The organism is Enterobacter cloacae complex sp. 302F9 (genome assembly GCF_050030335.1).
In the GTDB taxonomy this organism is placed as follows: Bacteria; Pseudomonadota; Gammaproteobacteria; order Enterobacterales; family Enterobacteriaceae; genus Enterobacter; species Enterobacter hormaechei_C.
Genome location: NZ_JBLGUC010000001.1, coordinates 1,834,407 through 1,860,094, shown reverse-complemented (window position 1 = coordinate 1,860,094; position 25,688 = coordinate 1,834,407). Strand labels below are relative to the sequence as shown.

Below are 25,688 nucleotides of genomic sequence, written 5' to 3'. Positions count from 1 at the left end.
TGTGTTAAACGAAAAATACCTGGTAGTCTTTTTTGACCGGTTCGGGGTTAAGAGCCATTAACGTAACGGCGTTGAATGTGGCCATAAGAGGGTCAATTTTCCCCTTCCCGCTGGCCTGTTTGGTGATGAGTATGGCGTTACCTTTCGGCTCTACACGGGCGTTGCCTACGCACCATGCCATCAGAAGCTGACCACCATGAAGCAGAACACCCTCAGCCAGCTTTCGCTCGGTAGTCTTAATGGCGCCGCCGAGTTTCCAGCCCTGGCTGACCCCGGTTACAGCCTCATCAGGAATGCCTGCCTCACTGAGCGCATCAAGAATTTGCCCGACCTCAGAGGGGTCAATCCCAATTTTGTCCAGCAGTTCTGCTTCATAAATCCGGCTGACGTACTCTGCAACTTGCTCAACATCCTCACCTACACGCTTAACGATCGTCAGGTCACCGGCCTTCTCAAAATCCTTTAATTTTGAAATTTCGCTCTTTCGCCTTTCCAGGGCGATGGAATGCGCCCATGCATGACACCAGCATAACCATTCGCGAGTCTGGCGATCGCGCCCGATAACGGCCAGGCCAAGAAGGTCATCGAGACCACCGCCATCAATACCAACTGTGACCACCTCAGAGCGGCGCAGAATATCGTCAAAAGTGACGCGCCTTGCCTGTTGCTCCCAGAAATCCGCCCCAGCCCATCTGTCAGCGCGCAGGGCGAGACCGATTTCAACGTTGGCGTGCTTGGACATAAAGCCACGGAAGTCTTCTTCCCCGGCCTCTTTCGCTTTGTTGTACTCGCGGTAAAGAAACTGCTCGTCAACGGAGTAACCCAGGTTGGGGTTAACCATAGCGAGGTTGTCCAGAAGAAGATGCTCTCCGCTGGCAACCATTTCCGGTGGATGCTCAAATATCACCGGAAGAAAATGCGGGTCGTGAATTTTTCCGTCGCGAACGTCACGGGCGTACTGTAACTTTTTCTTAAACACGCCAGCTGGCGGTTCGTTGGACTGCGTGGTTGTGTACATCACAAAGCCTTCAGGTCGTGATGCCATGCCACCGACTGCCTCACGCAGCATATCTTCGGAGTTATGTTGCTTACCAAAAAGCCACAACTCGTCAATGAGCGTGCCGACAGATTTAATCCCCGATACGGTGTTGGGGTCGGCGGCCACCACTTTCAGCGTCGTGTCTGTTCCCCTGTGGGTGATGGTCCTGATGTGTGTCTGCACCTGACAGAGGTCATCCAGATCCTCATCCCGCTTTACCATGTCGCGCGCCGGGTTAAAGGCGTTTGTCGCCACCTCTACGGTCGGGGCGATGATGGTATACCCGGCAGCCTGTCGCCAGTTGAGAAGCAACGCAGTCATCATGATCCCGGCGGCCAGCGTAGACTTGGAGTTTTTTTTGGGGATCAGTACAAACACTTCTGTAATGTGTCTGCGGCCGGTTTCGGCATCATAGGAGCCGAACAGCGCCGCAACGAGATCGAAAACCCACTGTGCGCAGGATTCACCGAACGTTGGCGATCCTGGAGCATCAACGATTTTCAGTTGCCTGAAAACGTTCAGGGCTATTTCAGCCTGCTCCGGGTAAATCGGTGCAGGAATAATAGACTGTCCTTTCTTCAGGCGATCCGCCCAGTCAGGGCAGGCAGTTGTCCACTCCGGCATCATGTATTCCCGCGATTGTTAACCACCAGTTTCGGCGGCTGCTGAATTGCGAACTTATTGGCCGCTTTTTTGGCAGCCTCAGCTTTTGCATCCTTCTTACCGCCCTCACCTTTCTTCTGATGCATATAAGGCAGCATGGCCTTTGCAGCATCTTTCCTGGTTTCGATTTCGTAACCAACGTTGTTCATAACCGATTTCAGGAAGTCGAGAGGGTCTTCATACTCACCGGCGGACAATGCCGCAGGAGGTCGTTTTTCTTCAGGCGTGTTTACTGCTGGGGTATAAACATTTCTGCGATACGCAGGTTCGTCATCCACCTCAACTTTTTCTCGTTTTTTTCGCTCAATAAACGCGATGACCTCCGGGTCTTTAGCAAGCTGCGACCCCTTGGAACGCGCGGATTTTTCAGAATATCCCGCCTTTATTGCCGCATCCTTCTGAGACATCCCGGACATCAGCGCGAGAGCATATTTCCGCTTCTGCGCTGTTAACATGTTTACACCCTCCAGAGGGGGATTTTTTCTGCGAATGAGAGGGGGCGAGGTGTCCAGGGCGATCGATGTTTATTCTGGATGATACCCCCCCGGGGTTGGCTGGACTCAAAGCCCTACAAATCCTGATGCCTGATCGCCTTCAGACACCTCATGCTTCAGGGCCTGCTCATCAGGCTGACCGGTGGCAACTTCACGTGCAGACTTACCTGCGTGACATTCAGTGCAGAGCGTCCACAGGTTGCGCTCCGAGTTATCGCCTCCGAACTGAAGCGCGATACGGTGGTCGAGTTCACTGTCAGTCAAATCAACAACCCGATTACACATACAGCAGCGACCATTGTCACGCGCATAGATACGGCGCTTCAAACTTACCCTTGCACTTCCACTTATGCGGCGCTGCTCACCGTAAATCGGCTTTATGCGTCGCGTATCAATGGCTTTCAGGCGTGGCTTTAACGTTGTTAGCTTAGACATGCAACCTCCACGCCCGGCGGCGTTCTGTTCGTGGCGCTGAGTCAGAGTGACGCTCTACAGGTTCACCATCTGCATGGTCCACCAGCGAGTAACACGGATAAACCACCGCGCCGCCATAGGCATCCCCGACTGCATAGTCGGCTGGCTTACTGCTGTCCCATCGAGAAAGGACTCGTTCAATATGCTGAGGAGGTACGCTATAGCAAACCCCGTGTATCAGTCGCGGCAAAGTGATGAAGTCTGTGCGAGTCTTATCAGCAACTATCAGCCGTTCGGCTATATGCATTTGATACTGTGGCGGGCGGCCGGTACCGAGATAAAAGCTCACTAGCGCCTCGGGAAAACGAGCAAGCCACTCATCCATCAATTCAGTAAAACTAGCAACAGGAAGCGCATCGTCCTCACACACCACTACCCGGCAGGGTTGGCAGGCAGCCCATTCAAGCGCACGGCGATGATTCCAGTTAGCGCCGTGGTTACCGTCATCAATAAGCAGATGAGCATCCAGCAACGCTGCAAGACGTTGAGCTTGCTCTAAGCGAGTATGATGAGCGCAAACTACGAATTTCATGTGTAAGCCTCTGTCGGTGCGTGGGTGTGAACTCGTTTTCTGGCAGCGATAATTTCTTTTTCTGCGTCAGAAAGATTTTTAAACCATTTTTGCCACACCACTTCGCCACAGTTGAACAGAGTGGCCCGCCACATATTTCCGTCCTTATATACACCTCTCACACCTGATTCGGCTCTCCCGGCAAGTGAAAGATTTTGCATATTCTGAGAGCGAGTAGCCAACCTAAGATGATTTACATTCACACATGCTCTATTGCGGCAAATGTGGTCAATCTCCATTCCGTCAGGTATTCGGCCTTTTTCTCTTTCCCAGGCATATCGGTGGGCTGAAATGATGCGGCCTTCCGATTTTAGTTGTGGGTATCCTTTGCTGTTTTTTGCACCGGTCCACAGTAAGCACTCACCTGATATCTCGGTACTAAATTCAAATCTCACCTCAGGTGAGGCAAACCTGTCTTTCCCGGCGAGAGGATCGCCAAATTTCCTCATCCGAATGTAGTGTTTGTTGCATAGGTTGCGCGCTAAAACTTTATTGCAGCATCCGGAAACATTGCAGAATCTAGTCATAGATAATTTCCTTCGCCCATAAAAAAAGCCGCACGATGGCGGCTACTGTCTGAATATCAGGGTGTTACTTCTCATTAACCCTGGGTAAGGTAAGCATTCAGCCCGTCAGTGGTGGGACACTGGCGCACACATGCGCAGAGGGATGGCTGATTACCTCTCAAGAAGGAAAGGAAATGAGTGGATATAGCGTTTCAGAACAGTTTGAACGGATTGATGACGTTTTACGCAAAAATTACGCGCTGACAGAACTTCTTGCTCAGACATTCAGCGCATTTGTTGTTGGCTCAAACAACAAAGAAGTTATTGCAAACTTTATTAAATCAACTTCTGTTAGTGATCCATCGATGGTTGAGGCTCACACTCATGCAAAGGAAGCTTTACTGAAGATTCTTGACTCCGTAAAAACAAATTAATTTTTCAATCCTTGCAGAAGATATAAATATCTTACCGGTAGGCAGGCTGAAAAATTCATGGTTGCGGCAACTAGAATTGTTGCCGCTTTTACCCTTAGTTAGTGTTTTGCTTACCATAACTTCCTCTCTTACTTATGTTTGAACCATGCTAATTCTTTACCGATACCGTTGGTTTTGAATACCGTGTGAACCAGAGGACCGGTGACCAGCCTGTCAGCAAATGACTGCGCGACAATACCGAACGCCAGCATGTCACCTATCCCGGCGCCAGCCTGTTCTTTCTTCCAGAAACGATAACTCTCGATCCGGTAGTAAAGACGGATGATGCCGTGAGCGAACGCCATTACATCAGCGCGGGTACCACCCAGCAGCCCAGCGTTTAGCATCACATCGTTGCGGTGCTCTTCAATGAACTCCTGATAGATGCGCTCCGGATGATTCTGCTTTGCCCAGGTATCGGCGTAGGTCTTTGGTTCTGAGCCTACGTATACCTTCCCTGCTCCCATTTCTCCCCACGGCGCGCGTAGCATTTCGACATCGGTACCATCAGTACACCAGACGAACCGGTATTCAGGGTGATCACGTAGGTGCTGCCAGATATGCAACCAGCGACGAAAGTAGACATTCATCTTCACGTCAGGAACGCGACATAGCTCAACATCTGCCGGGGCTGCATGCAGCTCATCCACCAGCGCTATGCGGCCACAATTCCGAAGTGATGAGGCCCATTTAGCCAGCATGTCAGGCGAGGCCGCCATTTTCGTGCCGCGCTGCGGGTCAGGCTGACTGGTGAGCAGCGTTGTGATAACTACATCGCGCTGCTGGCGGTATTCAACGTAACCAGTAAACCCGGCATCACGCCGTTCGTTGTGGATCTTCACGTTACGTCCCACCAGCGCCTGTCGGTCGGGACGCGGTACCGAACGCTCTACGGCTTCATGCTCATCGAGAGAATGGATCAGCTTTTCTGAACCGACCACATCACCGTAAGCCCATGTCGTCAGGCCAGCATTATGGATGCGCAGGGCGAGGTCGCTGTGTTCGTACATGCCGCGACCGTAAACCGGATCGAAACCGCCAACCTTCTCGATAGCGCTACGGTGGTAATACAGCATCACGCCGCGCTGCCCGGTGTAAGCGATGTGCTTATCATCCCGGTACAAAACCGCTATATCGTTCAGCTTATTCATCCCTGCCAGATCGAGAAACTGATAAGCCAGATGTGGCTCGGGTGATTCGATGTAAGGCAAGTGCCAGTTATCGGCGATCGGATAAGCATCGTCATCCCATAAAAAGATATGCTCACACCCGGCGTCCATTAGCGCGGTTAAACTGGCGTTCTTCGATGCAACAATGCCGAGTGATGTTTCATGGCGAAGCAACTGCACGCAGTCAGGCACTACTGCGGCAGGTTTAGAGCCATCGTCGATAACCACCACCAGCGCACCGATGGGAAGATGTTTGGTGTGCTGCTCAATGGCGCGCTTTAAAACGTCTGGCCGGTTGTGGGTAGTAATGGCAATGCCAATCCGTGACGCTGAAGCGCAGGCAGGCACAAACGGGACACCATCAATTGTCACCTGCATCATTTATTCCTCTATAATTTTCACCTTGCTTTGTATAAAGTCTTATTTCTCAAAAAACGAAAACAATACTCAGATAACTTTTAGGAGTTCTACATGCGACAGCAAGGTTCTGTTGGAAGAAGACTTGAAGCTGCATTTGCAGCATATAACCGGAAAGACTACGAGACTTGCTTGATACATTTATTCCCAGCACTTGATAAAACGGCTAAAAAGAGACGACCGAAGGCAAAAGTGGGTGAAAGAATCTGTAAGTATATTGAAGAAGATGAAGATCTTCTTTCTTACATAGCTATGGATGGTTGCATACTTCGCAACATCCATATAGGTGATATGACTGTACCTAAAGCTATTTATTTATATGGCAGATGTCCTATAGCCCATGAAGGTGAGTTAGACCCTCGACTCAAGATTACCGAAAGAAGAGAATTATTGTTTGGTAGTAACTGGGTTTTCCCAACTAGCTACATTTTTGCTCTTATGGTTTCTGTTCTTTTAGCCCCTGAAAATGCTGATGAGTTTTTTATACAAAATATGGAACTAAATTTCAGTCAAAAATCCTTCAGCGCAAACGAGAACTGGGGATGTGCGGTTAGCGTGCGTGAATCAATCGGCCTGACTAAACGCAATAATAGTTAGCCATGACTTTGAGTATAAATACTCGTTCATCCTCTGGAGGGTAAATACTCTCCTTGTTTGCTACAGGAGATAGCCATTATTAAGCCCACCAACAGGTGAGCTTTGTAATGGCTAGCAATCTTCGTCTGGCTTTGCCACTGCGCGACACGCAAACATGCAGGCCTTTTGCATTTCAGTTTTAGCCATTGCTGCCCAGCGTGGGTCTGCTCCTGTCTCTTTGGAGGTTTCCAGGAGATTAAGAAAATGTCGACTTACATCTTTCAGGCGATTCATCACCTCAATATCCCCTGGTGTTAAGGTGCGATAACCTTTTACGGTACTGCCGTCCTGCGGTTTTGCTTCACTCATAGAGTTCTCTTCTCGGTTGGTTTCTGGCAGTTCTTCTGCCACGCTTTGTTATGTGCCAGGATGTCGCGCTTCGTCTGCTTATCAAGTACATCCCAGTCGTGATCCGTACCATAGATGGGTTTAACCCAGTCGCAAGCAGTGTCCACTACCTCAACCCTTACGGGTCCAGTTGTCCCGCAGCTCGCGATCAACATCGTCGCCAGGCATATGGTTAACAGTCTGCTGTACATTGCTGGCCTCTTTCGTTGCTTCTACCCTGCGTTCGGCTGCTGCGACCGTTGCCGCTGCGTTATCTTCAGTGCGCTGCTGGTCGGCTTTCGCTTCCGCTTTGCTGGTGCCGCGAATATGGCCCAGGCCAAAAGCGCCTGCAATGGCGGAAATGACCAGTGCGGCCAGCCCGATTATCGTTTCGATACCCACATTCACCTCACACCAGAACGGATTTCGCCAGGTTAAACAGCGCGCGGCGTTTATCCAGCCCGTTTCTGCCGCCATTGATAAGAAGCGTCACGCGTTCCACGTCGCCGGAATGAAGCAGGCAACCGCGGGATGCATAGAACCATGCGGCTGAGCGCGCGGCGTATTCATCTTGTTCAAGCAGCTCCGGGTGGGTAACAAGGTCCAGTTTCAACGCGTGGCCACAACTGCGATAGTTGCTCAGGCCGGTAACCTGTTTCAGCCCTCGACCGCGATATTTCCATCCATCACCGGCAACCTGATTGCCAAGGTGTTCTTTTCCCCACTCTCCACCGTATACCAGATTGGCGATCGCTTTCTGGTTTGCCGGTTGCGTTGCAGTTCTGCCAAGTGCGTAGGCCTGCTGTTGCGTGATGCGGTGGCTGCCGAACGTAGGTACCAGGTTTTCTGCCGCGTAATTCAAGTTCTCCACCAGCCGGGTAAATCTGGTGCTTTCATGCCCCATCTGGGCAATAAACATGGCCTGATCAAGCGGTGCGGTGATGCCGTGCTCCTTCATAGCGGCGTCGATATGCGGAAACCAGCGCACAGCTAACCCGGCGCTGATACCAGCCGCCTTCTGAAATTGTGATTGGTTCATTAGTGCCTCAGTGCATCAACCAGGCGCGCCATGTTTCCCCGTGCCCAGAGAAGAGCAGCGCAAATCAGGACGTTCACCAGCACCACAAACCAGTGTGATTCGTGATACAGGCCGAACAGGTAACGGAAAGGGACGCTGGCATAAACCAGCACCGTGAAATAAGCCATCAGCGATATCAGAGGACGATGTCTCGCCCCGCCGCGCTGGTAGAACATGAGGGCAAGAACGATCACCCCGCAGATGATGGCATTCGCCATTGCACTCGGATCACTTGTTACCATTGCTGGTCCCTCCTCCACGTAAACGAGAGAGAATTCCAAACAGGCTACCCAAATCCTGACTGTTGACGAACGTCAGCAGCTTAATCGCAATAGCGGCTACGATTACCGCGCCCAGCGCATCAAGTGGCCTGTCGCTATACCCCGTCCACTTTGAAAAGTAAGAACCGAGGAGAGGCGCACCCAGAACGCCAAAAATGAATGATGTGATGAAATAACCCACCAGCTTCAGGCGGCTGATATTAACCGCCGTAGCGACATAGAACACTGCACCAGCGAATGCGCCAAACACCACACCATAATCAATGCCGGTTGCCAGGCCGAACATGCTGGCCCCCATCAGACCACCAGCCGCTACCGTAGTGCCAGAAACAGGATCGGACATTTAGCCCCCTCTTATTGCCGTGAGTCCTCTCAGAACGAGGGGAAACAAAAAAGGCCGCCCGTAGGCAGCCCTTAAAATAAAAAACCCGCAGCAGTGGCGGGTTTATGTTTTGATTTGTTGCTCAGTACGCTTTACTGTCCCGAGCCTAGCACAATTTAAGCACTTTCTTGCTCACTCCGCAACTTAAATTTGTCGCTATTTGTGCCGAATGCGTCACAAAGTGGTGCGTAAAGGATCGATTCTGCAAGACTGACCCATGTATCAATGCGACGGCGGCACGTGATGAGGGTCCAGTCGGGGTGTTTTGAATTAAGCTCTTTAGCCATCTGGAGTTTGCTCTTGCGCAGACGATGACGATCAACAATCACGCCATACAACCCTCGGTATTCTTCATTCATAAGCACTGCGGCAATAACGCCGTCAATCTTTAGCCCCTCCTCGTCTGAGCAGAACGCCAGGCCAGTTTTGTTTTTACTGTCGAGAATTTCACGCAGGTATGCTTCCAGCTCGGGTTTGGTTATGCCGGATTTCTTCATGCGGCGCAGCGCATCGTTGATGGCGGATTTGGTTATTTTCCCGGATGCCAGAAGCTGGTTAAACATGTTTCCGCCCGAGCCACCACCGATATAAGACCAGCGGCCCCACATGCGGAGCTTTCCCTGTACCCAGATACTTTCGAGAGTGCGAAGGCGAACCAACTCGCCGGATTTGCCTACTTCTGAAGGATTGATCATTTGCGTCTCCACTTACGCCAGTACGCCTATTGCCAGCGCACGATCTAAAAACCGAAACAGCAGCGTTAACTGGTCGCCGTATTTCGCTTCAAATGCCACGGGATCAGCGTGTAACTCGTCGTGATGCGCTCTGCACAGCGGTATCACAAACAGGTCATGCGCTTTGGTACCCATTCCACCCTGCCCGTGGCCTATCAGGTGGTGGGGGTCATCTGCCGGGTTATTGCAGCAACTGCACTGCTGCGACTTCACCCAGCGGGTGTATTTCTCGTTTTCCCAGCGTCGGCGCTTTGGCCTCAGCATGAAAGATTCCGGCGTTTCAGGATCGACCTTCACCGCCACTATCTTTTTTGCCTTCTCCTGAAAGATTTGCGTAGCCGGTAATGACGGGACAATGTCGCTTTCCCTCATCACCGAACTATGCTGTTCTGGCTTGATTCTGAGTGCTTTACTCGCCACCGATTCAGGAACAAGGTCAGCCAGATCATTACGTACCATCCACCAGCAGAACTCAGGAAGCGAAAGAGTGTGGTCAGGGCTGAAACCTAAATCAATATTTACCCTTTCCAGCAGCCATTTTACCAGGTTCTGCATGGCAATTCCTGCCAGTCTTTCAGTAGTTTGCTCACGTAAATGGTTATCACACGACCAGCAAAGACGAATGCTCCCCGGAGCGTGGCGCATTACCGTAAAGTCACTGGCATGCCAGTCAGTGTGAGGCCACTGGCATTCAAATTTTCTCTCCAGCCAGGCATCAAGGCTACTCAATCCACCAGCTCGCTGAATGACCCTCTCGTTAACGAAAATAGCCTGCATGTTGGCATCGTCAGTCAGGGGCTGGTGGGCTTCAGGGATTAATCCAGATGGCAGATGCTGGATGGCTTCGGATGGTGGCTCAATAACTACCCTTCCCTGACGGAATAGCCAGAGCAGTTCATTACCAGGGCGGAACAGAACCACCCCGGACATCGGCGCAATTTCAGGCGTCAGTATGGCTCTCACCCAATTCCCCCCATTGTTGGTTGATGCCTGGTTATCGATATTTCTACCCTTCCGCCATGCACTTTCGGCCCCCACTCCACCAGCATTCTCTGCACCTGGCTGTCATCCTCCCAAATGCCAGCATGCGTAAGCGCATCAAACAGAGCCTTGTTGTAGTTGTCGATGTCGCGGCGGCGGGCATCTGGCGGAAAGAGAAGGATCTCCACCGCAGCTGGTGATGATGATGGTTTTGGTAAGCAACGCAGTTGCTCAATGATCGCTGCACATGCCGCGCTCTGGTATGCCCTGCCCTTCTCGCTGATAAGATGGCGGCCTTTTAACGGTCCCTTGTTTGGGGCTCGCCAGTAAGTGTTTACGCTCGGTGGGAACGGGAGCACCAGTTTCATAACGTCACTCCCTGTTTTTTCAGCCATTCAACAGCGTTATCTCTGGCCTTATCTCCACCGGATAGCAGGTCTTTGATGATCGTCACTGGATCTGTATCCCATTCCATTTTGACGACGGTAATGCCCCTGGCTGCGCCAGGAGCAACAGTGATGTAACCCTTTTTCTTAAGTGACTTCACGTGCGCAACAGCAGCGTTCGGTGATGCGCAGCCAATTAATCCGGCAAGCTCCAGCATCGTAGGTGGGAAGCCTGCCTTTTCGATATGAACCTTGATGGCTTCGAACACTTCATTCTGACGCGGCGTTAATTCGATCATGACTCGACTCCATAACGCCCGTTCAGGCGTCCGATTACGCTGTTAAACATCACCAGGCTTACGCCCATCGGTTTAACCTTCTCGTGGTACTCCTTCAGGATCGGAGGCACTACGACATTCCAGCTTGGCTTTGGCTTCTGCTTCAGGGCTTTTTTGATGGCATCGTTGCATTGACGGGCTACATCACGCACAGCGTTTTCCTGCTCGGTTGATAGCTTCTTCACACAACCTCCAAGTAAGCCCGGATGAATTCAGCCGCAGCCTGTGCGTTTATGGCGTTACCGTAGCCTTTGAGTCTGCCGACGCGGTTGCTGCTTGCCACTCTTGCCACCCCGGACTCGACTCGTCCCAGGCGCGCGGCAGCCCCATCAACCAGCGGGAATGTGCCGGGTTCAACTGGACGCCATTTGCCATCTCGACATAAGAGCCAGTCCGCATCTCGCCAAAAACCGTTAACCTCAAGGGGCCGCATGTGTACGCCTGGCGCGGCAACTGGTCCAGTCGCTCCTTCCCGTCCCGCAGAGCTGTCATCCCTGACGAGTCCTTCCAGTCGCGGGACGTTGGTGTTACCCAACCGGTTAATGCTGCTGCCATGGAGAACGGCATCCCGCCCTGAGCATATCGTTTCTCCCTCATCGCAGATTCGGTGGTTGGAGTAGGCCATCCCGTTAAGGTGACTGCCGTCTGAATGTTCATCCCACCCATTCGCCGGGACGTCCCTGCGCCGGTCGTCGATCTGGCTGTGGGCGTGGGCCACCCAGTAGGCCCGCTCTCGGATGTGCGGAGCACCGATGCCCGCTGCCGCAAACGGCACAAGCCCGAAGGCGTATCCCATTCCTTCCAGGTCAGCTTGTACAAGGTCGAACCATGTGTTTGCGTTACCGCTTGCAACCTGTTCGCCAAAGACATGCTGAGGTCTGCGCTCGCTGATGAGGTGGAAGAAGTGGGGCCAAAGGTGCCGCTCGTCAGCAAACCCATCTCCTTTGCCTGCCGCGCTGAAAGGCTGGCACGGGCAGGAGCCTGTCCAGACTGGTTTATCGTCAGGCCATCCGGCGAGCCGCAGGGAATGAGACCATACGCCAATTCCGGCGAAGAAGTGGCACTGCGTGAATCCTCGCAGATCGTCAGGTGTGACATCTTCAATACTCCTTTCATCAACTTCGCCCGGTGCGATATGACCGCCAGCGATCAGGTTACGCAGCCACTGAGCTGCATAGGGATCAATTTCGTTGTAATAAGCCGAGGATTTCATGCTGCACGCTCCTTGAATTTGCCCATTGGAACGGCAACTGCCGGTAAAAGCTCAACAGCTGGTGATTCAGATTGATTTCCCCAGTGGTCCCAGCCAGGCGCACCGCAACGGCTGAATAGTTCGATGCGCGGAACGTCACCATAAAGTTTTTCCAGACGGAAACGCGCCTCTGCTGGCTTCTGGCTGTGCTCACCGAGTGGACTGTAGATAACCTGCTTGATGCTGGCGCACTTGCGTTCCAGTCCATTTCCCCTGGTGGCGATCAACAGGTCTTCGGTATTGGCTCGGGTGTAGTTCCCGCCGTTCATGCGTGTCTGTGCGTTCAGCAGGTCGAGGAAGTCGTAAAAATCCTCCACACGGCCTGCCTGAAGTGCTTTGTTGATATGCTTCTCTGCCAGTGGATTGAACTTAACCCAGGTAAAGCCCTTCATCGTGCAGACCTTAAAGCCCCACGCTTCAGCCAGTTCGATAGCTTCACGGGTGTGGGTTCCGGTAAACCACATAGCCAGAACTGCATCATCGGTAGCCAGGTCCCAAACCGCGAGGCGCTTCATGTCGATAAGCTTCATCGTGCCGTAATGGTTGGTTGCAGCGCCATTGCTGATGGTGTTCCCGTATTCCCACGCAGGGTCGGCATAAATCAGTGAATATTTCATCAGACATTCCTCGCTCGGCCAGCCAGACACCATGCATCAGAGGGTGCTTTCACTTTCGGCGCCATGCTCAGGCAACGCTGACGCTCAATCAGTATCTTCATCCGCTGCTCTTCGTTCTTGGAGCGATTGAAGGCATCCATCAGAACGGTGGCCGCGCGCAGGTAGAGCCCTTTTTCAAAAAGGCCATGAGCCTTATCCATCAACGTGTTTACAGCTGGATTCAGCGCTTCTTCCTGTTCTGATGCAACTGGTGTATCTGCCCGGTTAATTTTTAGTGCAGAACGCCCCTCGCTAACGTCACCACCCGGTGCTTTGGCAAAATACTGGTAGCACTTGCCGTTATGCTGGCGGGTTGCGCGATTTAGTTTGACCAGATGGCATACACCGCGCTGTACAGCATGAAGGCGGTATTGAGGCATTGAAGCTGCGATCTGTTTGTTAGTTAACCCAGGATTTTCAGCGATGAAAATTTGAATATCTTTCAGAAGGCTCATGAGTTCGCTCCTCTGAAGCCCGCCGGGACTTTGCTGTAGTCGGTATTCTGGAAGCTGGATTTGAAGATTCCATCCTCACGCTCCCACTTCCCGTTAACACGCGCTGGCCTTCCAGCATTCGCCCAGTTGGTAGCGGACTTCAGGTAAGCTGGAAACTTCGTTGGCTGGAAAAGTGTCTGCGGGCGCAGGTAGGCCGCCATTGTTAAATCGTCGCTCCACTTGGCGTTGCAGTAGTCCACCACCAGCGACAGCTCTTCAACGGTGAAGCCCTCCCTGATGCGGGCGCGAATGTTTTGCAGCGAGGTTGTTGAAACCTGATAACGCGAACTGGTCACCTGGTTCAGATGGGTTAAAACATGTTTAGCCTGATCGGTGATCAACACATCACGGTCTGGTTGCGGCGAAACCGGACAAATAGGTTTATTAGTCTGCTTGTTTAACTCTGTATTAAAGTCTGTATAGAGATAGGATTCCGTACTTTCGCGGCTCCCAAGATTCCTGTTATTCGCGGATTGAGAAACGCAGCTTCGCGGTTTTGATTCCGCATCTTCACGTTTTCCATTCCGTACTTTTGCGGAATCGTTATTTTCTGGAAAGATTAATGAGATTAGAGCATCGCCGTCGATGCGATAATGCTTGGTTGGCGTACCATTGACCTTTCGAGAACAGGTCTCGATCACGCCAGGCAGATACTTGTTTACCAGCTTTTTAACCAGCCGCTCTGTCTGGTCTTCAGTTAATTCGCCCGCCTCAGCTCCAAGCTCCTTGTGAGTTTTATAGAACCAACCGTCTTCATCCCCAAATGCTGACCAGAAAACGAGGTTATTAAGAACTGCTGCCAGCGCATGAGCCTGCTGGTCTTCTTTAAAGAACAGCAGGTACGGCCTGGGAAGAACAATGACGTTCTTCTGGCCTGACATTGACTGGACGATGTCAAAGATTCTGCTCATGGTCGTCCTTTAACTCTGTAAATTTACGCTGGAATTGCTCAAGAGGGCTGAAGCACTCATGATCGTACCCTTCGCGAAGGTATATAACGCGTCGAGTCTCGGGCTCCCATCTGATGACGTGGACGGTGATGCCTCTGTGGTCTCTGAATCGCCGGTCAACTTCAGCCATTCCTCACGCCCCTTCTCGTTCATCAGTGCAAATGCCTCTACCATCGCGTTCACAGGCTGGTAGTTGTTCTCATGCGCCTGGTTGTTTAATCTCTCCACATAGCCGAACGGGGAATCTTTCCCTACCAGTGGAAGGCATCTGAATTGCTTCGCTGGTCTCAATCGGTTTAAACTGTTCATGCGTTAGTTTCTCCACTGAATACGACACGCCACGACGCCCGGAGCTGCACACTCGCGGGCGTCACTTTTTTTGGCTTTTCTTACGGCTAAACAGCGCGACAATCGCGCGGATCTCTTCTTCACGCGCTGCCAGATGACGGCGGTGATATTCGTTGATTTCTTCAGCTTCATGACGTTCGATTACTCCATCTTCGAGAGCTCTCTGGATCACGGTATCAACACGTCCACGCGCTGCTGACGTTCTCATGGCACGATCAAACAGGTCGACACGATCAAGGTCTTCAAGTTGAGGAACGTCCACCAGCAGCGCGCCACGGCGACGGGCAAAGTAATCCGCCAGGAGGGACGTATTCGAGATGTCTTCCATGGCCTCCAGCTCGTTCACTTCGAAGAACCGGCAACCATTCTTCTCATACAGGTTGTTGTTGAACTGCGTTACTGACATGCCAAGAGCACCGGCCATAGCTTCACGGCCTCCTGGGTACGCTTTGCACATCGCTTTAACTACTTCTTTCAGACTTGGCTCTACCATGTTGTTTTTCCTTTGGTAGTTACGAAATGCTGATTGCTGGGTTACGGTGTTACTGCAACGTCAGGATCAGCAGGTTTGTTTTTGTTAGGGAATGGTCGTACTTCCTCGGCTTCAATTTTCCCGTCTTCATTAACCAGGATGTTTACCCTGCGATTACGCTTGAGGGCTTTACTGATGGCACTTTGGTATACCCCAAGAGCTTCAGCTGTTTTGGCCTGACCGTTTTCCAAAACATATTCAGATAGCGGAATAATCTTCATTGGTTTTCCTCGTGGTTTGCACATAAGGAGTATCACTGTTAGTGATAAATATGTCAACACTAGCGGTGATTGGTGATTATGCCGTGCGGTGATAAATTATGAGAATGAAAAAGAAACCATTGACCGCCGAACAAATTGCCGATGCCAACAGGCTGAAAGCTATCTTTGAGTCAAAGAAAAAAGCGCTGGGGCTCTCACAGGAGCTTTTGGCTGAACAAATGGGTATGGGACAAAGTGGTGTCGCTCAGCTACTGAATGGCACAAATGCTATCAACGCTACCCATGCTGCACAGTTCGCTAAAATTCTCGGAGTAAAAGTCGATGATTTCAGCCCATCCCTTGCAGCTGAGATATCAGCTATGTTTGAGGCGATTGCGAACGGAAGGAATCATTCCTCTGTGTATGAGTACCCGCTATTAACCGAAGTACAGGCTGGCTCATTTTGCCCGGTTAATACATACACAGAACGAGACGCGAAGGAATGGGTTTCAACGACTGTTAAAGCCAGTGATTCTGCCTTTTGGCTTGAGGTATCAGGTCATTCGATGACTGCCCCGCCAGGAGTAAAACCGAGTTTTCCTGAGGGAATGCTTATACTCATAGATCCAGAACAGGATGTTGAGCCTGGTGATTTCTGTGTTGCAGGTATCTTCAACGATTCAGAGGTCACTTTTAAAAAATATGTTCGAGAAGATGGGAAGCCATGGCTTGAACCTCTAAACCCCAGCCCTCGCTATCAGGCCATTGAATGTAATGAGAATTGCAGGATAATAGGCAAAGTTGTTAAGGCCCAATGGCCTGAAAATATCTTCGAATAAGGAGCCATCCGGCTCCTTTTTTTTGCATCTTTTTTCACCTTAACAATCATAAAGTTAACACTACTGATGATATTTTTATCACTACAGGTGTTGACCATTTAATTACTATTGGTGATACTCAATATGCGCCGGGGTGATGATGTTTAAGACCATCGGTAGGTTAGCAGTACGGTATATGGCACATGTGCCGCAGCGGTCCGGGGATTCCTTCAAGTATCCAGATCCAGCGGGTAGCCGGAATGTGCAAGCCAGTTGTGTACGACAGCCAGAGACGTTTCACCAGCGTGGCGATCAGGTGTGACACCTCGGAAAAGACGAGGAAATCTGGCTTAACTGAATTTAAAAGAAGAGATTGGAAATGGATGAAAAAAATTTTGTTGCGTCAGTTATTACTGGTGAGCAGCTTCTGGTCTTAAGTTCTCAAATTCTCGTTGTCTTGAAAAGTGAGCTTTTATCCAGAGGACTTAAGCCCACTCCAAGTAACTTACGTGTAGTGATGGAGATTATTGATAAGTCTCTGCCTAACTCACTCAGCGAGTTTTTTGTCGAGTAGTGCTTCGTACTTATTGTAAATTTTCTCAATTGCTTCGATTGGGTCATGGTCTGCGTTCATACCCTTCCCCGATGCGATTTGTGCAGAACGATAAGCACTGTGAGTGTCTACCGCGAGACGCATTAAATAGATAACTTTTTCTTCTTTAGTCATTTGCATTCCCTTTTCTTGGCTGTGTGAGAACTCCAAGAATACCACTGAGCCTGACGTGGTGAAAAGACAGGCAATGTTTTGTTTGCTGTGTGTAGTCTTAGCGGTCGGCAGTTGTGAATATCCTTAATGTCGACCGCCCCTTTTCACAACTGAAAGCGCGTTTAGCCGGTTCCTTGAGAGGCCTCAGTCGTTAATTCAACCTCAGGAGAACGCGCTCCCAATTGTGGAGAAGCTAACTGGCGGTGGCAGCCGCCCGTTTCACTAAGTGCCCTGGGTGGGTGCTTACTAAAACGAACCCACTCTATTTTTTGTCGCCAGCCGGCGAGGGCTTCGTGCAACCAAAATTCAGCGCTGTGCAGAGCGCTCATAACACGGAGAAACTATACATGGCGAACACACAGAATGTCACCGAGTTACAACCACGTATGACCAGAGAGCAGCTTATTGACGCAGCTCGCAAGGCCGCACCTCTCCTTCCTGTCGCTTATGGTTGGATGGTTAACGAACTGGCTACGCGTCTTGATGTTACCAGCGTCGCGCTTTGTGAAGCGATGGCGCAGCGGAAGGAACTGGCCGAACAGAACGCCATCCTGCGTGAGGATGTTGCCAGTTGGGCCAAAGAGTGCGACCGCATCGAAGAGCGCCACACCAAAACGCCTACCAACATGCACCTGCTGGAAGCTCAGCGAGAATTGCGTGAGCTGTCACCCATCGTCATTTCCCAAAATAACGAGGTGGCTCTCTGATGGCTAACTCATTCAAGCAAATGACCCGTGACGGGACCATCAAGCGCACCGATACTGGGATGTTCATCAGCCTTGACCAAATCCATGTGCGGGAAGGTTTCAACAAACGCGAAGATGATGAGCGTACCCGCCAGGCAGATGATGACCTCTTCAACTTTCTGATGAATGGTGGCTCCGTTCCCCCGCTGGAGGTTATCGCCCGTGATGAAGGTGGAGTGTGGGTTGTTGAAGGCCACCGTCGGCGTCGCTGCTATGCGCGCTGTGCAGAAGCTGGTAAGCCAGTAGACCGCATCCATATCATGCCGTTCAACGGTAACGATGTTCAGCGCCTGGCGCGCATCATGACCAGTAACAACCAGCTCCCGCTATCTGATATGGAACAGGCAGCTGTTATTCAGGAGCTTCATAACGCCTTCAACCAGACCACCAGCGAGATTGCAAAACTGGTCAACAAATCTGTCCCTACTGTCGAAAAACTTCTGCTTCTTAGCACAGCCAATCACGACGTTCAGAAAGAAGTTAAGTCCGGAGCCGTGTCTGTAGATGTGGCCGTAGACCGAGTAAAAGAGTTTGGCGAAAAGGCCGGTGAGGTGCTTCAGAAGGATAAAGCTTCTGCTGCTGCCAAAGGTAAGAAGAAAGTTACCCGCAGCGTTATAGCGCCAGAAATTAGCGTTAAAAAAGCGCGTCGCCTTGTAGAGCTGATCAGCTTGGCGGGTATAAGCGACACAGGTGTTATCTATCTCGAAGGATTGGTCCATGCAGAAGTCGTGGAGATTATCGACGAGCACAAAGCTATCGCCGTTCAGCGTCATGGAGAAGCATCATGAGCACACTTACCAAAGAATGGCTCCATCAGACAATCGCTGATCTCGAAGAAGAGCGCGATGCAACCCCCGGCGCCGTAAACGAAGATGCGGCCAAGGCGCTCGCTGCCATGAAGTTAGCGCTGGCATCGCTCGAAGCGGAGGCTGTGGCTGAGGTCTGCGAGGGATTTACCCTGAGATACATCGGTCACGGACCTGCTCCCAAGTCCGGGGTGCATATCGGAGACAGGCTTTACACCGCCCCGCCAGCGTCGGTATCTGTGCCTGACGAGATGGATGGTCATGGAGGTGTTTGCTGCGAGGTTTCGTACGCCGATGGTTGGAACGCCTGCCGCGCCGCCATGCTTCAGGAGATAAGCAATGAGCAATAACAACCTAACAAACGAGCGCCTGAGCGCACTGATCCGTGTCGCTAGGGATTCTCTTGAATTGTATGAAATGGAGCTTCCTGTCATTGATGATGTAATGCTAGCGCTGGCAGAACTACAGCAACGCCGCGCCGCCATGCTTCAGGGTTCCGAACCTGTAACGACGACTAACAAGTTGCCAGAAGAAACCGGTTCATCTTTGCAATTGCGTAATCTCATCCGTCAGCGCCATGCTGAGTGGTCACAGGCCACGTTCGGTGATGTTGGTCCTGTCGGCCCGCTCAAGCATCTGTCGAAAGAGGCACTCGAAGCAGCAGAGGAACCTGATGATCTCAGTGAGTGGGCTGACATGCAGTTCTTGTTATGGGATGCACAGCGCCGCGCCGGTATCAGCGATGGTGAAATTACAGCAGCGATGGAAGAAAAGCTGAAGGTGAATATGGCGCGCCAGTGGCCAGAGACGAAAGACGGCGAGCCGCGACTGCATATCAAAGCAGCACCGCAGCAGGAGGTGAAGTGATGCCTAACCCATTCGATTTTGTGATGTTCGTGCTGCTGGCAATCGGCGCACTTCAGCAAATGGGGTGGCTGCCATGGTGAGCAAACTCAAACAGCGGCGCCTGCGCCGTCTTAAATCCGATGTTGCCTGGTGGAAAGGTGAAGCATCGGACCTGTACGCCAGAGTCATGGAGCAGGCAGACGAAATAGCCGAACTCCGCAGGCTGGTTATCCGCGTTCCGATGCCAGTAATTATTTCAAAGGAGATGGCCAACCAGCTTTATAACAACGAAACGAAAAGATGTCGTACCTGCAATGATGGCCTCCGTGGTGGGTGCTCATCATGCATTTTCTATAAAAGATAGCCGGGTGCAGCCGGTAAAGTGGAGAGAAACGCATGGGGCAGTTAGTAACACTTCATGAGTGGGCATCTGGTCCTAATGGATTCAAATATCCATTAAGCAACTCAGCATTAAACAAAATAGCAAAGACCAAACAGACTTATCCGCCAGCCTTAAAGCAAGGTCGACGCTGGGTTATAGATGAAGATGCTCGTTTTGTTGGCATGGTTGGCAGTGTTGATATTTCGTCATCATTATCAGACAAGGCCCGCCAGTTAGTGGAGAAAGCAATAAATGGCAGCTCGCCCCAGAAAACATAATGTCAAAATACCCAACCTTTACTGTAAGTTAGATAAGCGTACTTCAAAAATTTATTGGCAATATCGCCACCCTGTAACAGGTTCATTTATTGGATTCGGAACAGATGATGAAGCGGCAAAAGCTGCTGCAATCGAGATGAACCGTATAACCGCAGAACAAGAAACTCAGCAATCTTATGCTCTGATTGATATGGCAATGAAGAGCTCAGGGAAAAAGGATCAAGGTATACGTGTTTCTGAGTGGATTAAAAAATACATCGAAATTCAGATGGAAAGGTTGCGTGACGGTGAGATAAAAAAACCTACTGTAAAATCCAGACGATTATGTTCTCAGATTCTCGCAGATAGAGTGCCAAATCTTCGCCTGAAGGATGTTGATACAAGACTCATTGCAAAAATTATTGATGAATATAAGGCAGAGGGAAAGCACAGAATGGGCCAACTGATAAGAAGCGTACTAAACGACGTGTTCAAAGAGGCGCAGCATGCTGGCGAGGTTGACCCTGGCTACAACCCAGCCTTAGCTGTAAAAAATCCAATAGCCAAAGTGAAACGAAGCAGACTTAGCATTGAACAATGGAAATTGATTTTTGAAAGCGCAGGTTCTTTGCCGCCTTGCGCTCAAAATTCTATGCTTTTGGCTTTAGTCACCGGGCAAAGGATAGGTGACATAGTCGAGATGAAGTTTAGTGACATTTGGGATAATCACCTTCATGTTACCCAAAATAAAACCGGAATGAAGTTAGCTATCCCCTTAAATTTAAGGTGCGATGCAATCGGGTTGACTCTGGCTGATGTTATTAGTAAGTGTCGCGATAGAGTAGTGAGCCCTTATCTGATCCACCATGTTAAGCATCACGCTTACGGTAAAGCGGGATCTCACGTTCCCGAAAAAACAATATCAAGATATTTTAAGGAGGCAAGAGATAAAGCAAATATTACCTGGCCTAAGGATTGCACTGCCCTCCCACCGTTTCATGAACAGCGCTCTCTTTCATCAAGAACATACAAAGCTCAGGGTATAGATGTCAAAACTCTTTTAGGGCATAAAACCGAAGCAATGAGCGTAATGTATGGAGATGACCGTGGTCTAGAATGGAAAAAAGTTGTGATTTAAACAGGGAGTTTTGGGGAATTATTTTGGGGATGTTTTGGGGAAAGAGTTTTACGAATTAAATTCAGTCACTTAGATTTTAGCGAATTGCTCCAGAAACAGTCGTCCACCAGCAACGCATGACCCAACAGCCAGCGCACCCGCTGGCTGTTTTCTTTCAGCCCTCTCCGTCCCGTGCTAATGTAGCAAGCTACGTATTGGCAAATCACAGGTGAAATCGTTATGTCTGATGACGTGATCGGGACGACGCCCCATCAGCGGCTAATCAGCTTATTAACCGAGCAGGAGGCGCGCTTTCGCGTGGTGGCGCATGAGGCCGTTGGGAAATGCGAAGCGGTCAGTGAAATTCGCGGGACCGATCTCCGGCAGGGTGCAAAAGCACTGGTCTGCAAGGTAAAAGGCAACGGTGTTAAGAAACATATTCTGGCAATCCTCGCCGCCGATCGGCAGGCCGATCTGAGCCTTCTGGCCAGTCATTTCGGTGGGCTAAAGGCCTCTCTCGCCAGTCCGGCTGAAGTGGATGCGCTTACCGGCTGCGTCTTCGGCGCCATTCCCCCCTTCAGCTTTCATCCGGATCTGACGCTGGTCGCCGATCCGCTGCTGTTTGAGCGCTTCGATGAGATCGCCTTTAACGCCGGCCTGCTGGAAAAGTCGGTGATTATGGACACCCAGGACTATCTGCGTATCGCCCGTCCTGAACTGGTGACGTTCCGTAAACAATAAATACTGCGGCTGGCTAACGGTCAGCCGTTTTCCAGCAGCAGCACGGAAGCAATCAAAATAATCGCGATAATAAAAAACGATGAGGAGATAATCAGCGTTTCGACAAACATAGGATCGTTCATGATGCCCTCTGCTTTGCCCGTTTGCCTCTTTTTTACCCCCGCACAATGACAGTTAAATGACAATGACGCGTCCGTGAAATGACTATTTTTTCGCTGAAACGATTCGCTGTTGACTATCCTCCCCCGTATAAAGTCACTGTTTAAATACTTTATTTGTTACCGGTATCACGAAAAGAAATTTACGTAACCCCGATGCCAGATCTCGCAATTGTTAACCTTTTCATCATGGTTAACCCTGTTTACGGAGCACCTCAAAAATAAACCTTACACTGGCAAGGTGAATACAATGACCGAAATAATTACCCGTAAAGAAAAGATCAGTTATGGGTTAGGCGATATGGCGAGCCATATTGGGCTGGATAACGTCATTATTTTTCTGACGTTTTACTATACGGACGTGGTGGGGCTACCTGCCGCATTCGTGGGCACCATGTTTCTTCTGGCGAGAACCGCCGATGCCATAATAGACCCGGCGATGGGCTATATCGCAGACAGGACGCGCACGCGCTGGGGCAAATTCCGCCCCTGGATGCTGTGGCTGGCGCTGCCCTTTGGCGCAAGTTGTCTGCTGACCTACGCCGTTCCGGCGTCGCTCGATCTGCACGGTAAAATGATTTTCGCCACCGTCAGCTATACCCTGATGATGCTGATGTATACCGCAATCAATATTCCCTATTGCTCCATGGGCGCGGTGATCACGCCCGACAACGATGCGCGAATTTCCCTCCAGTCCTATCGTTTTTTCCTGGCCACGCTGGGTGGCGCGCTGTCGACATTCTTTATGATGCCGCTGGCAGAGTTTTTAGGCGGCGATGATAAATTACTGGGCTACCGCTGGGCGATGGCCATTATGGCGACCATCGCGGTCATCATGTTCTGGATCTGCTTCGCCAATACGCGTGAACGTATTAAGGCTCCCGCTACCCACAATAATTATCTTGCGGAACTGCGGGATTTATTACGAAACGACCAATGGCGGGTTGTCGCCGTCCTGGTATTAACCAACATTGGTTTTGGCGTTATTCGCCTTGGCGCAATGATGTATTTCGTCACTTATTATCTCGGTAGCGCAAGCTATTTTATGTGGATGCTCGGGGCGCATATTCTCGGGAAAGCCGCAGGCAGTGCGCTGGCCAAACGTCTGACGCAGAACGTCAGCAAAGTGCAGATGTTTGGATACTGTTCCGTACTGGCGGGGGTACTCAGCATCGCCCTGTTCTTTGCGCCTAAGTCAGTGCTTATTCTGGTGCCCATGACGTTTATCGTCTCCACCCTTTACCAGGCCACCACCACGCTGATGTGGGTAATGATGGCGGACGTCGCCGATTACGGCGAATGGAAACAGGGGAAACGCATGGACGGCGTGATCTTCTCCACCTTCCTCGCCGTACTCAAGCTGGGAATGGCGATCAGCGGCGCGATTGTTGGCTGGACGCTGGGCTTAAGCGGCTATGTCGCCAACGCCCCGGAACAGACCACCACGGCCATGTACTGCATCATCGCCCTCTTCACCGTCGTGCCTGGCGTCTTGTCACTCTGCGCGTTTGCCACGCTGCGCTGGTACAAGCTCGACGACAGCACAATGCAATCCATCCATCTTGCCAAACACCCTGTTTAGAAGGACGCGTTTTCCATGAGTGAGCTGATCCAACATTCCAACAGTATCGAATGGCGTTTTGAACGCCAGACCCTGCGTATTGAACCGTGGGGTGAAAACAGCCTGCGCGTCAGGGCCACCTGCTCCCCGGCTTTTGATGACGCCTTACAGGCACTGTTGCCCGCCGCCCCTTGCCAGGCTGAGATTGTCGCCGAAGCGGAAAGCCTGACGCTGCGCAACGGCAATATTACCGCGACGCTGAATCTTAAAGGTCAGCTGGCCTTCTACAATCAGCGCGGCGAACTGCTGCTGGAAGAGATGTGGCGCCAGCGTTCAACGGTGGGTATCGGTGCCAGCGAGAAGAGCCAGGATAAATATGTCAGCGCCCTGAAGCTGGATGGCCGCGAATTTAAGCCGCTAATGGGGGGGAAATATCAGCTCACCGTCCGGTTTGAATCGCGTCCGGATGAACGCATCTATGGCATGGGTCAGTATCAACAGCCGTGGCTGGATCTGAAAGGCTGTACGCTGGAACTGGCGCAGCGCAACTCCCAGGCCAGCGTGCCCTTTATGCAGTCCAGCCTTGGCTATGGCCTGCTTTGGAACAACCCGGCGATTGGTGAAGCCAGCTTTGCAAAAAATCAGACGGAATGGCGCGCCCGCGTGACGGGAGAAATGGACTACTGGATCACCGCCGCTGATACGGTGGCGGATATCACCCGCCAGTATGTGAAAGCCACCGGTACTCCGCCCTCCGCCCCGGCGTTTATCAGCGGGCTGTGGCAGTGCAAATTACGCTACCGCACCCAGCAGGAGGTGCTGGAGGTTGCGCGGGAGTATCGCCGCCGTAATCTGCCGCTGTCGGTGATGGTCATCGACTTTTTCCACTGGCCGAATCAGGGCACCTGGTGCTTCGACCCCGTAGACTGGCCCGATCCTGAAGGGATGGTCGACGAGCTGCGCGAAATGGGTATTGCGCTGATGGTGTCGGTGTGGCCAACGGTAGAGGCGCGCAGCCCTCTCTACCCGCTGATGAAAGCCAAAGGCTGGCTGGTCAGCAGTGAACGTGGCGTGCAGGTCAACCTCGATTTTATGGGCAATACCACCTTCTTTGATGCGACCCATCCTGAGGCGCGGAAATTCGTCTGGGATACGGTGAAGAAAAATTACTACGACATGGGCATTAAGCTGTTCTGGCTGGACGAAGCGGAGCCGGAATACCGCGCCTATGATTTTGACAACTATCGCTACCACGCCGGTCCGGTGCTGGAAGTGGGCAATCGCTACCCGCGTGACTTTGCGCAGGGCTTTTTCGATGGGCTCCAGGCAAATGGTGAAACCGACATTGTTAACCTGGTACGCTGTGCCTGGGCAGGCAGCCAGCGCTTCGGCGTGCTGGCGTGGTCGGGTGATGTCCACTCCTCGTTCCATGCTTTTCGCAATCAACTCGCCGCGGGACTGAATATGGGGCTGGCGGGGATCCCATGGTGGACAACCGATATCGGTGGCTTCCAGGGAGGGAACGTTAACGACCCGGCGTTCCACGAATTGCTGATCCGTTGGTTCCAGTGGGCGGTGTTTACACCGGTTCTGCGCATGCACGGCTATCGCGAACCGCAGATCCAGCCCCCGGAGCGCTACCGTGACGGCATTCCTCAGTGTAACAGCGGTTCGCCTAATGAGCTGTGGAGTTACGGAGAAGAGAATTACGCCATCATGCAGCACTGGCTTACCGTGCGCGAAACCCTGCGCCCCTATATTGACGCGTTGTACCAGCAGGCTCATCTGCACGGAGACCCTCTCATGCGTCCGCTGTTCTGGCACTATCCGCAGGATAAGCAGAGCTGGACGTGTGAAGATCAGTATCTGTTTGGCGAAGATCTTCTGGTGGCGCCGGTTATGCAGGCCGGTCAGCGTGAGCGCGATGTCTGGCTGCCGACGGGCAATAGCTGGATCGCTCTCAACGGTGAGCGCTACGCCGGTGGGGAGCATATCCGGGTGCCTGCGGCGCTGGAAACCATCCCGGTGTTTATCCGCGAAGGAAGTCCACTTATCCAGCAGCTGGTGGACTGACGTCAGGCAAGTGACCAAAAATAGACAATTTTTTCA

37 protein-coding genes and 1 pseudogene are annotated in these 25,688 nt (G+C 51.5%); 13 read left to right on the top strand and 25 right to left on the bottom strand.

The window, feature by feature from the left end:
• Nucleotides 1-4: 4 nt before the first annotated feature.
• The 5 genes from ACQG0T_RS08860 to ACQG0T_RS08840 form a co-directional block, all read right to left on the bottom strand.
• The gene (locus tag ACQG0T_RS08860) at nucleotides 5-1,666 is read right to left on the bottom strand and encodes a terminase large subunit (protein ID WP_127353157.1); all 1,662 of its coding nucleotides are present in this window, start codon (nucleotides 1,664-1,666) and stop codon (nucleotides 5-7) included.
• Nucleotides 1,663-2,157 (bottom strand): terminase small subunit, encoded by a 495-nt coding sequence (locus ACQG0T_RS08855; protein WP_032104591.1) that lies wholly within the window; start codon nucleotides 2,155-2,157, stop codon nucleotides 1,663-1,665. Before ACQG0T_RS08855 ends, ACQG0T_RS08860 begins: the two co-directional genes overlap by 4 nt.
• A gap of 105 nt (nucleotides 2,158-2,262) precedes the next feature.
• A complete protein-coding gene (locus ACQG0T_RS08850; protein WP_062939403.1) occupies nucleotides 2,263-2,631 on the bottom strand; it encodes an HNH endonuclease in 369 nt (122 codons plus the stop codon).
• A complete protein-coding gene (locus tag ACQG0T_RS08845) occupies nucleotides 2,624-3,202 on the bottom strand; it encodes a hypothetical protein (RefSeq protein WP_062939402.1) in 579 nt (192 codons plus the stop codon). The genes ACQG0T_RS08850 and ACQG0T_RS08845 overlap by 8 nt, the downstream gene beginning before the upstream one ends.
• Nucleotides 3,199-3,768: an HNH endonuclease signature motif containing protein gene (locus tag ACQG0T_RS08840; protein ID WP_049019491.1), complete on the bottom strand. Its 570-nt coding sequence runs from the start codon at nucleotides 3,766-3,768 to the stop codon at nucleotides 3,199-3,201. Before ACQG0T_RS08840 ends, ACQG0T_RS08845 begins: the two co-directional genes overlap by 4 nt.
• Nucleotides 3,769-3,941: 173 nt before the next feature.
• Between ACQG0T_RS08840 and ACQG0T_RS08835 the strand changes: the two genes are divergently transcribed.
• Complete coding sequence (locus ACQG0T_RS08835) at nucleotides 3,942-4,181, top strand: hypothetical protein (protein ID WP_044856985.1); 240 nt, start codon at nucleotides 3,942-3,944, stop codon at nucleotides 4,179-4,181.
• Nucleotides 4,182-4,309: 128 nt separating this feature from the next.
• On the opposite strand, the gene ACQG0T_RS08830 is transcribed toward ACQG0T_RS08835, so the two are convergent.
• The gene (locus ACQG0T_RS08830; protein ID WP_426723879.1) at nucleotides 4,310-5,767 is read right to left on the bottom strand and encodes a glycosyltransferase family 2 protein; all 1,458 of its coding nucleotides are present in this window, start codon (nucleotides 5,765-5,767) and stop codon (nucleotides 4,310-4,312) included.
• Nucleotides 5,768-5,860: 93 nt separating this feature from the next.
• Here ACQG0T_RS08830 and ACQG0T_RS08825 point away from each other — a divergent pair, with 93 nt between their 5' ends.
• Nucleotides 5,861-6,403, top strand: a complete 543-nt coding sequence (locus tag ACQG0T_RS08825; protein ID WP_214586997.1) for a hypothetical protein — start codon at nucleotides 5,861-5,863, stop codon at nucleotides 6,401-6,403.
• Nucleotides 6,404-6,514: 111 nt separating this feature from the next.
• On the opposite strand, the gene ACQG0T_RS08820 is transcribed toward ACQG0T_RS08825, so the two are convergent.
• From ACQG0T_RS08820 to ACQG0T_RS08740, 17 genes are all read right to left on the bottom strand, one after another.
• Nucleotides 6,515-6,751 (bottom strand): DUF7681 family protein, encoded by a 237-nt coding sequence (locus ACQG0T_RS08820; protein WP_426723878.1) that lies wholly within the window; start codon nucleotides 6,749-6,751, stop codon nucleotides 6,515-6,517.
• 150 nt (nucleotides 6,752-6,901) lie between these two features.
• The gene (locus ACQG0T_RS08815) at nucleotides 6,902-7,171 is read right to left on the bottom strand and encodes a hypothetical protein (protein WP_032665859.1); all 270 of its coding nucleotides are present in this window, start codon (nucleotides 7,169-7,171) and stop codon (nucleotides 6,902-6,904) included.
• 7 nt (nucleotides 7,172-7,178) lie between these two features.
• Complete coding sequence (locus tag ACQG0T_RS08810; protein ID WP_426723766.1) at nucleotides 7,179-7,808, bottom strand: glycoside hydrolase family 19 protein; 630 nt, start codon at nucleotides 7,806-7,808, stop codon at nucleotides 7,179-7,181.
• Nucleotides 7,808-8,089: a phage holin family protein gene (locus tag ACQG0T_RS08805; protein WP_047731294.1), complete on the bottom strand. Its 282-nt coding sequence runs from the start codon at nucleotides 8,087-8,089 to the stop codon at nucleotides 7,808-7,810. Before ACQG0T_RS08805 ends, ACQG0T_RS08810 begins: the two co-directional genes overlap by 1 nt.
• On the bottom strand, nucleotides 8,076-8,471 hold the full coding sequence (locus ACQG0T_RS08800) for a phage holin family protein (protein ID WP_426723765.1): 396 nt from the start codon (nucleotides 8,469-8,471) through the stop codon (nucleotides 8,076-8,078). Before ACQG0T_RS08800 ends, ACQG0T_RS08805 begins: the two co-directional genes overlap by 14 nt.
• A 155-nt stretch (nucleotides 8,472-8,626) precedes the next feature.
• Complete coding sequence (locus tag ACQG0T_RS08795) at nucleotides 8,627-9,205, bottom strand: DUF1133 family protein (RefSeq protein WP_044703902.1); 579 nt, start codon at nucleotides 9,203-9,205, stop codon at nucleotides 8,627-8,629.
• Nucleotides 9,206-9,217: 12 nt separating this feature from the next.
• Nucleotides 9,218-10,207 carry a DUF968 domain-containing protein gene (locus ACQG0T_RS08790; RefSeq protein ID WP_332941969.1) on the bottom strand — a complete coding sequence of 330 codons (990 nt, stop codon included), beginning with the start codon at nucleotides 10,205-10,207 and terminating at the stop codon, nucleotides 9,218-9,220.
• Nucleotides 10,204-10,593 (bottom strand): RusA family crossover junction endodeoxyribonuclease, encoded by a 390-nt coding sequence (locus tag ACQG0T_RS08785; RefSeq protein ID WP_022650833.1) that lies wholly within the window; start codon nucleotides 10,591-10,593, stop codon nucleotides 10,204-10,206. Before ACQG0T_RS08785 ends, ACQG0T_RS08790 begins: the two co-directional genes overlap by 4 nt.
• Nucleotides 10,590-10,910, bottom strand: a complete 321-nt coding sequence (locus ACQG0T_RS08780; RefSeq protein ID WP_426723764.1) for a LexA family transcriptional regulator — start codon at nucleotides 10,908-10,910, stop codon at nucleotides 10,590-10,592. Before ACQG0T_RS08780 ends, ACQG0T_RS08785 begins: the two co-directional genes overlap by 4 nt.
• Nucleotides 10,907-11,134, bottom strand: a complete 228-nt coding sequence (locus ACQG0T_RS08775) for a hypothetical protein (protein ID WP_032659073.1) — start codon at nucleotides 11,132-11,134, stop codon at nucleotides 10,907-10,909. The genes ACQG0T_RS08780 and ACQG0T_RS08775 overlap by 4 nt, the downstream gene beginning before the upstream one ends.
• The gene (locus tag ACQG0T_RS08770) at nucleotides 11,131-12,162 is read right to left on the bottom strand and encodes a DNA cytosine methyltransferase (protein WP_426723763.1); all 1,032 of its coding nucleotides are present in this window, start codon (nucleotides 12,160-12,162) and stop codon (nucleotides 11,131-11,133) included. Before ACQG0T_RS08770 ends, ACQG0T_RS08775 begins: the two co-directional genes overlap by 4 nt.
• Nucleotides 12,159-12,818, bottom strand: coding sequence for an MT-A70 family methyltransferase (locus ACQG0T_RS08765; protein ID WP_426723762.1), 660 nt, complete (start codon nucleotides 12,816-12,818; stop codon nucleotides 12,159-12,161). Before ACQG0T_RS08765 ends, ACQG0T_RS08770 begins: the two co-directional genes overlap by 4 nt.
• Nucleotides 12,818-13,312, bottom strand: a complete 495-nt coding sequence (locus ACQG0T_RS08760) for a hypothetical protein (RefSeq protein WP_426723761.1) — start codon at nucleotides 13,310-13,312, stop codon at nucleotides 12,818-12,820. Before ACQG0T_RS08760 ends, ACQG0T_RS08765 begins: the two co-directional genes overlap by 1 nt.
• Entirely contained in the window at nucleotides 13,309-14,262 is a 954-nt protein-coding gene (locus ACQG0T_RS08755; RefSeq protein WP_426723760.1) for a conserved phage C-terminal domain-containing protein, read from the bottom strand. Before ACQG0T_RS08755 ends, ACQG0T_RS08760 begins: the two co-directional genes overlap by 4 nt.
• Nucleotides 14,246-14,431: a DUF4222 domain-containing protein gene (locus tag ACQG0T_RS08750; protein WP_072044687.1), complete on the bottom strand. Its 186-nt coding sequence runs from the start codon at nucleotides 14,429-14,431 to the stop codon at nucleotides 14,246-14,248. Before ACQG0T_RS08750 ends, ACQG0T_RS08755 begins: the two co-directional genes overlap by 17 nt.
• A gap of 240 nt (nucleotides 14,432-14,671) precedes the next feature.
• On the bottom strand, nucleotides 14,672-15,142 hold the full coding sequence (locus ACQG0T_RS08745; RefSeq protein WP_032634711.1) for a YmfL family putative regulatory protein: 471 nt from the start codon (nucleotides 15,140-15,142) through the stop codon (nucleotides 14,672-14,674).
• 41 nt (nucleotides 15,143-15,183) lie between these two features.
• Nucleotides 15,184-15,402, bottom strand: coding sequence for a Cro/CI family transcriptional regulator (locus ACQG0T_RS08740; RefSeq protein WP_023305900.1), 219 nt, complete (start codon nucleotides 15,400-15,402; stop codon nucleotides 15,184-15,186).
• A gap of 98 nt (nucleotides 15,403-15,500) precedes the next feature.
• Between ACQG0T_RS08740 and ACQG0T_RS08735 the strand changes: the two genes are divergently transcribed.
• Nucleotides 15,501-16,220, top strand: coding sequence for a LexA family protein (locus ACQG0T_RS08735; protein WP_040117514.1), 720 nt, complete (start codon nucleotides 15,501-15,503; stop codon nucleotides 16,218-16,220).
• 526 nt (nucleotides 16,221-16,746) lie between these two features.
• Here the strand turns inward: ACQG0T_RS08735 and ACQG0T_RS08730 are convergent.
• A complete protein-coding gene (locus tag ACQG0T_RS08730) occupies nucleotides 16,747-16,926 on the bottom strand; it encodes a hypothetical protein (RefSeq protein ID WP_023315865.1) in 180 nt (59 codons plus the stop codon).
• 386 nt (nucleotides 16,927-17,312) lie between these two features.
• Between ACQG0T_RS08730 and ACQG0T_RS08725 the strand changes: the two genes are divergently transcribed.
• The 8 genes and pseudogenes from ACQG0T_RS08725 to ACQG0T_RS08690 all read left to right on the top strand — a co-directional run bounded on the left by ACQG0T_RS08725 (nucleotide 17,313) and on the right by ACQG0T_RS08690 (nucleotide 21,860).
• On the top strand, nucleotides 17,313-17,672 hold the full coding sequence (locus tag ACQG0T_RS08725; protein WP_426723759.1) for a hypothetical protein: 360 nt from the start codon (nucleotides 17,313-17,315) through the stop codon (nucleotides 17,670-17,672).
• Nucleotides 17,672-18,499: a hypothetical protein gene (locus ACQG0T_RS08720; RefSeq protein WP_045617025.1), complete on the top strand. Its 828-nt coding sequence runs from the start codon at nucleotides 17,672-17,674 to the stop codon at nucleotides 18,497-18,499. The genes ACQG0T_RS08725 and ACQG0T_RS08720 overlap by 1 nt, the downstream gene beginning before the upstream one ends.
• The gene (locus ACQG0T_RS08715; protein WP_193362111.1) at nucleotides 18,496-18,867 is read left to right on the top strand and encodes a hypothetical protein; all 372 of its coding nucleotides are present in this window, start codon (nucleotides 18,496-18,498) and stop codon (nucleotides 18,865-18,867) included. The genes ACQG0T_RS08720 and ACQG0T_RS08715 overlap by 4 nt, the downstream gene beginning before the upstream one ends.
• A 217-nt stretch (nucleotides 18,868-19,084) precedes the next feature.
• Nucleotides 19,085-19,366 (top strand): annotated as a pseudogene (locus ACQG0T_RS08710) (dATP/dGTP pyrophosphohydrolase domain-containing protein); the annotation flags it as partial.
• A gap of 91 nt (nucleotides 19,367-19,457) precedes the next feature.
• Nucleotides 19,458-19,727, top strand: a complete 270-nt coding sequence (locus tag ACQG0T_RS08705) for a hypothetical protein (protein ID WP_023315860.1) — start codon at nucleotides 19,458-19,460, stop codon at nucleotides 19,725-19,727.
• A 32-nt stretch (nucleotides 19,728-19,759) separates the two neighbouring features.
• The gene (locus ACQG0T_RS08700; protein WP_022650818.1) at nucleotides 19,760-20,023 is read left to right on the top strand and encodes an excisionase; all 264 of its coding nucleotides are present in this window, start codon (nucleotides 19,760-19,762) and stop codon (nucleotides 20,021-20,023) included.
• Nucleotides 19,998-21,140: a phage integrase Arm DNA-binding domain-containing protein gene (locus ACQG0T_RS08695; RefSeq protein ID WP_047727479.1), complete on the top strand. Its 1,143-nt coding sequence runs from the start codon at nucleotides 19,998-20,000 to the stop codon at nucleotides 21,138-21,140. Before ACQG0T_RS08700 ends, ACQG0T_RS08695 begins: the two co-directional genes overlap by 26 nt.
• A 219-nt stretch (nucleotides 21,141-21,359) precedes the next feature.
• A complete protein-coding gene (locus ACQG0T_RS08690) occupies nucleotides 21,360-21,860 on the top strand; it encodes a YbaK/prolyl-tRNA synthetase associated domain-containing protein (RefSeq protein ID WP_023303492.1) in 501 nt (166 codons plus the stop codon).
• A 20-nt stretch (nucleotides 21,861-21,880) separates the two neighbouring features.
• Here ACQG0T_RS08690 and yoaI read toward each other — a convergent pair whose 3' ends face one another.
• Nucleotides 21,881-21,982, bottom strand: coding sequence for a small membrane protein YoaI (gene yoaI, locus ACQG0T_RS08685; protein ID WP_017384693.1), 102 nt, complete (start codon nucleotides 21,980-21,982; stop codon nucleotides 21,881-21,883).
• Between the two features lie 286 nt (nucleotides 21,983-22,268).
• Between yoaI and ACQG0T_RS08680 the strand changes: the two genes are divergently transcribed.
• Together ACQG0T_RS08680 and ACQG0T_RS08675 are read left to right on the top strand one after the other, a co-directional pair.
• Nucleotides 22,269-23,600, top strand: coding sequence for a glycoside-pentoside-hexuronide (GPH):cation symporter (locus tag ACQG0T_RS08680; protein WP_015570785.1), 1,332 nt, complete (start codon nucleotides 22,269-22,271; stop codon nucleotides 23,598-23,600).
• Between the two features lie 15 nt (nucleotides 23,601-23,615).
• Nucleotides 23,616-25,652 carry a glycoside hydrolase family 31 protein gene (locus tag ACQG0T_RS08675; RefSeq protein ID WP_023303491.1) on the top strand — a complete coding sequence of 679 codons (2,037 nt, stop codon included), beginning with the start codon at nucleotides 23,616-23,618 and terminating at the stop codon, nucleotides 25,650-25,652.
• The last annotated feature ends 36 nt before the right edge of the window (nucleotides 25,653-25,688 follow it).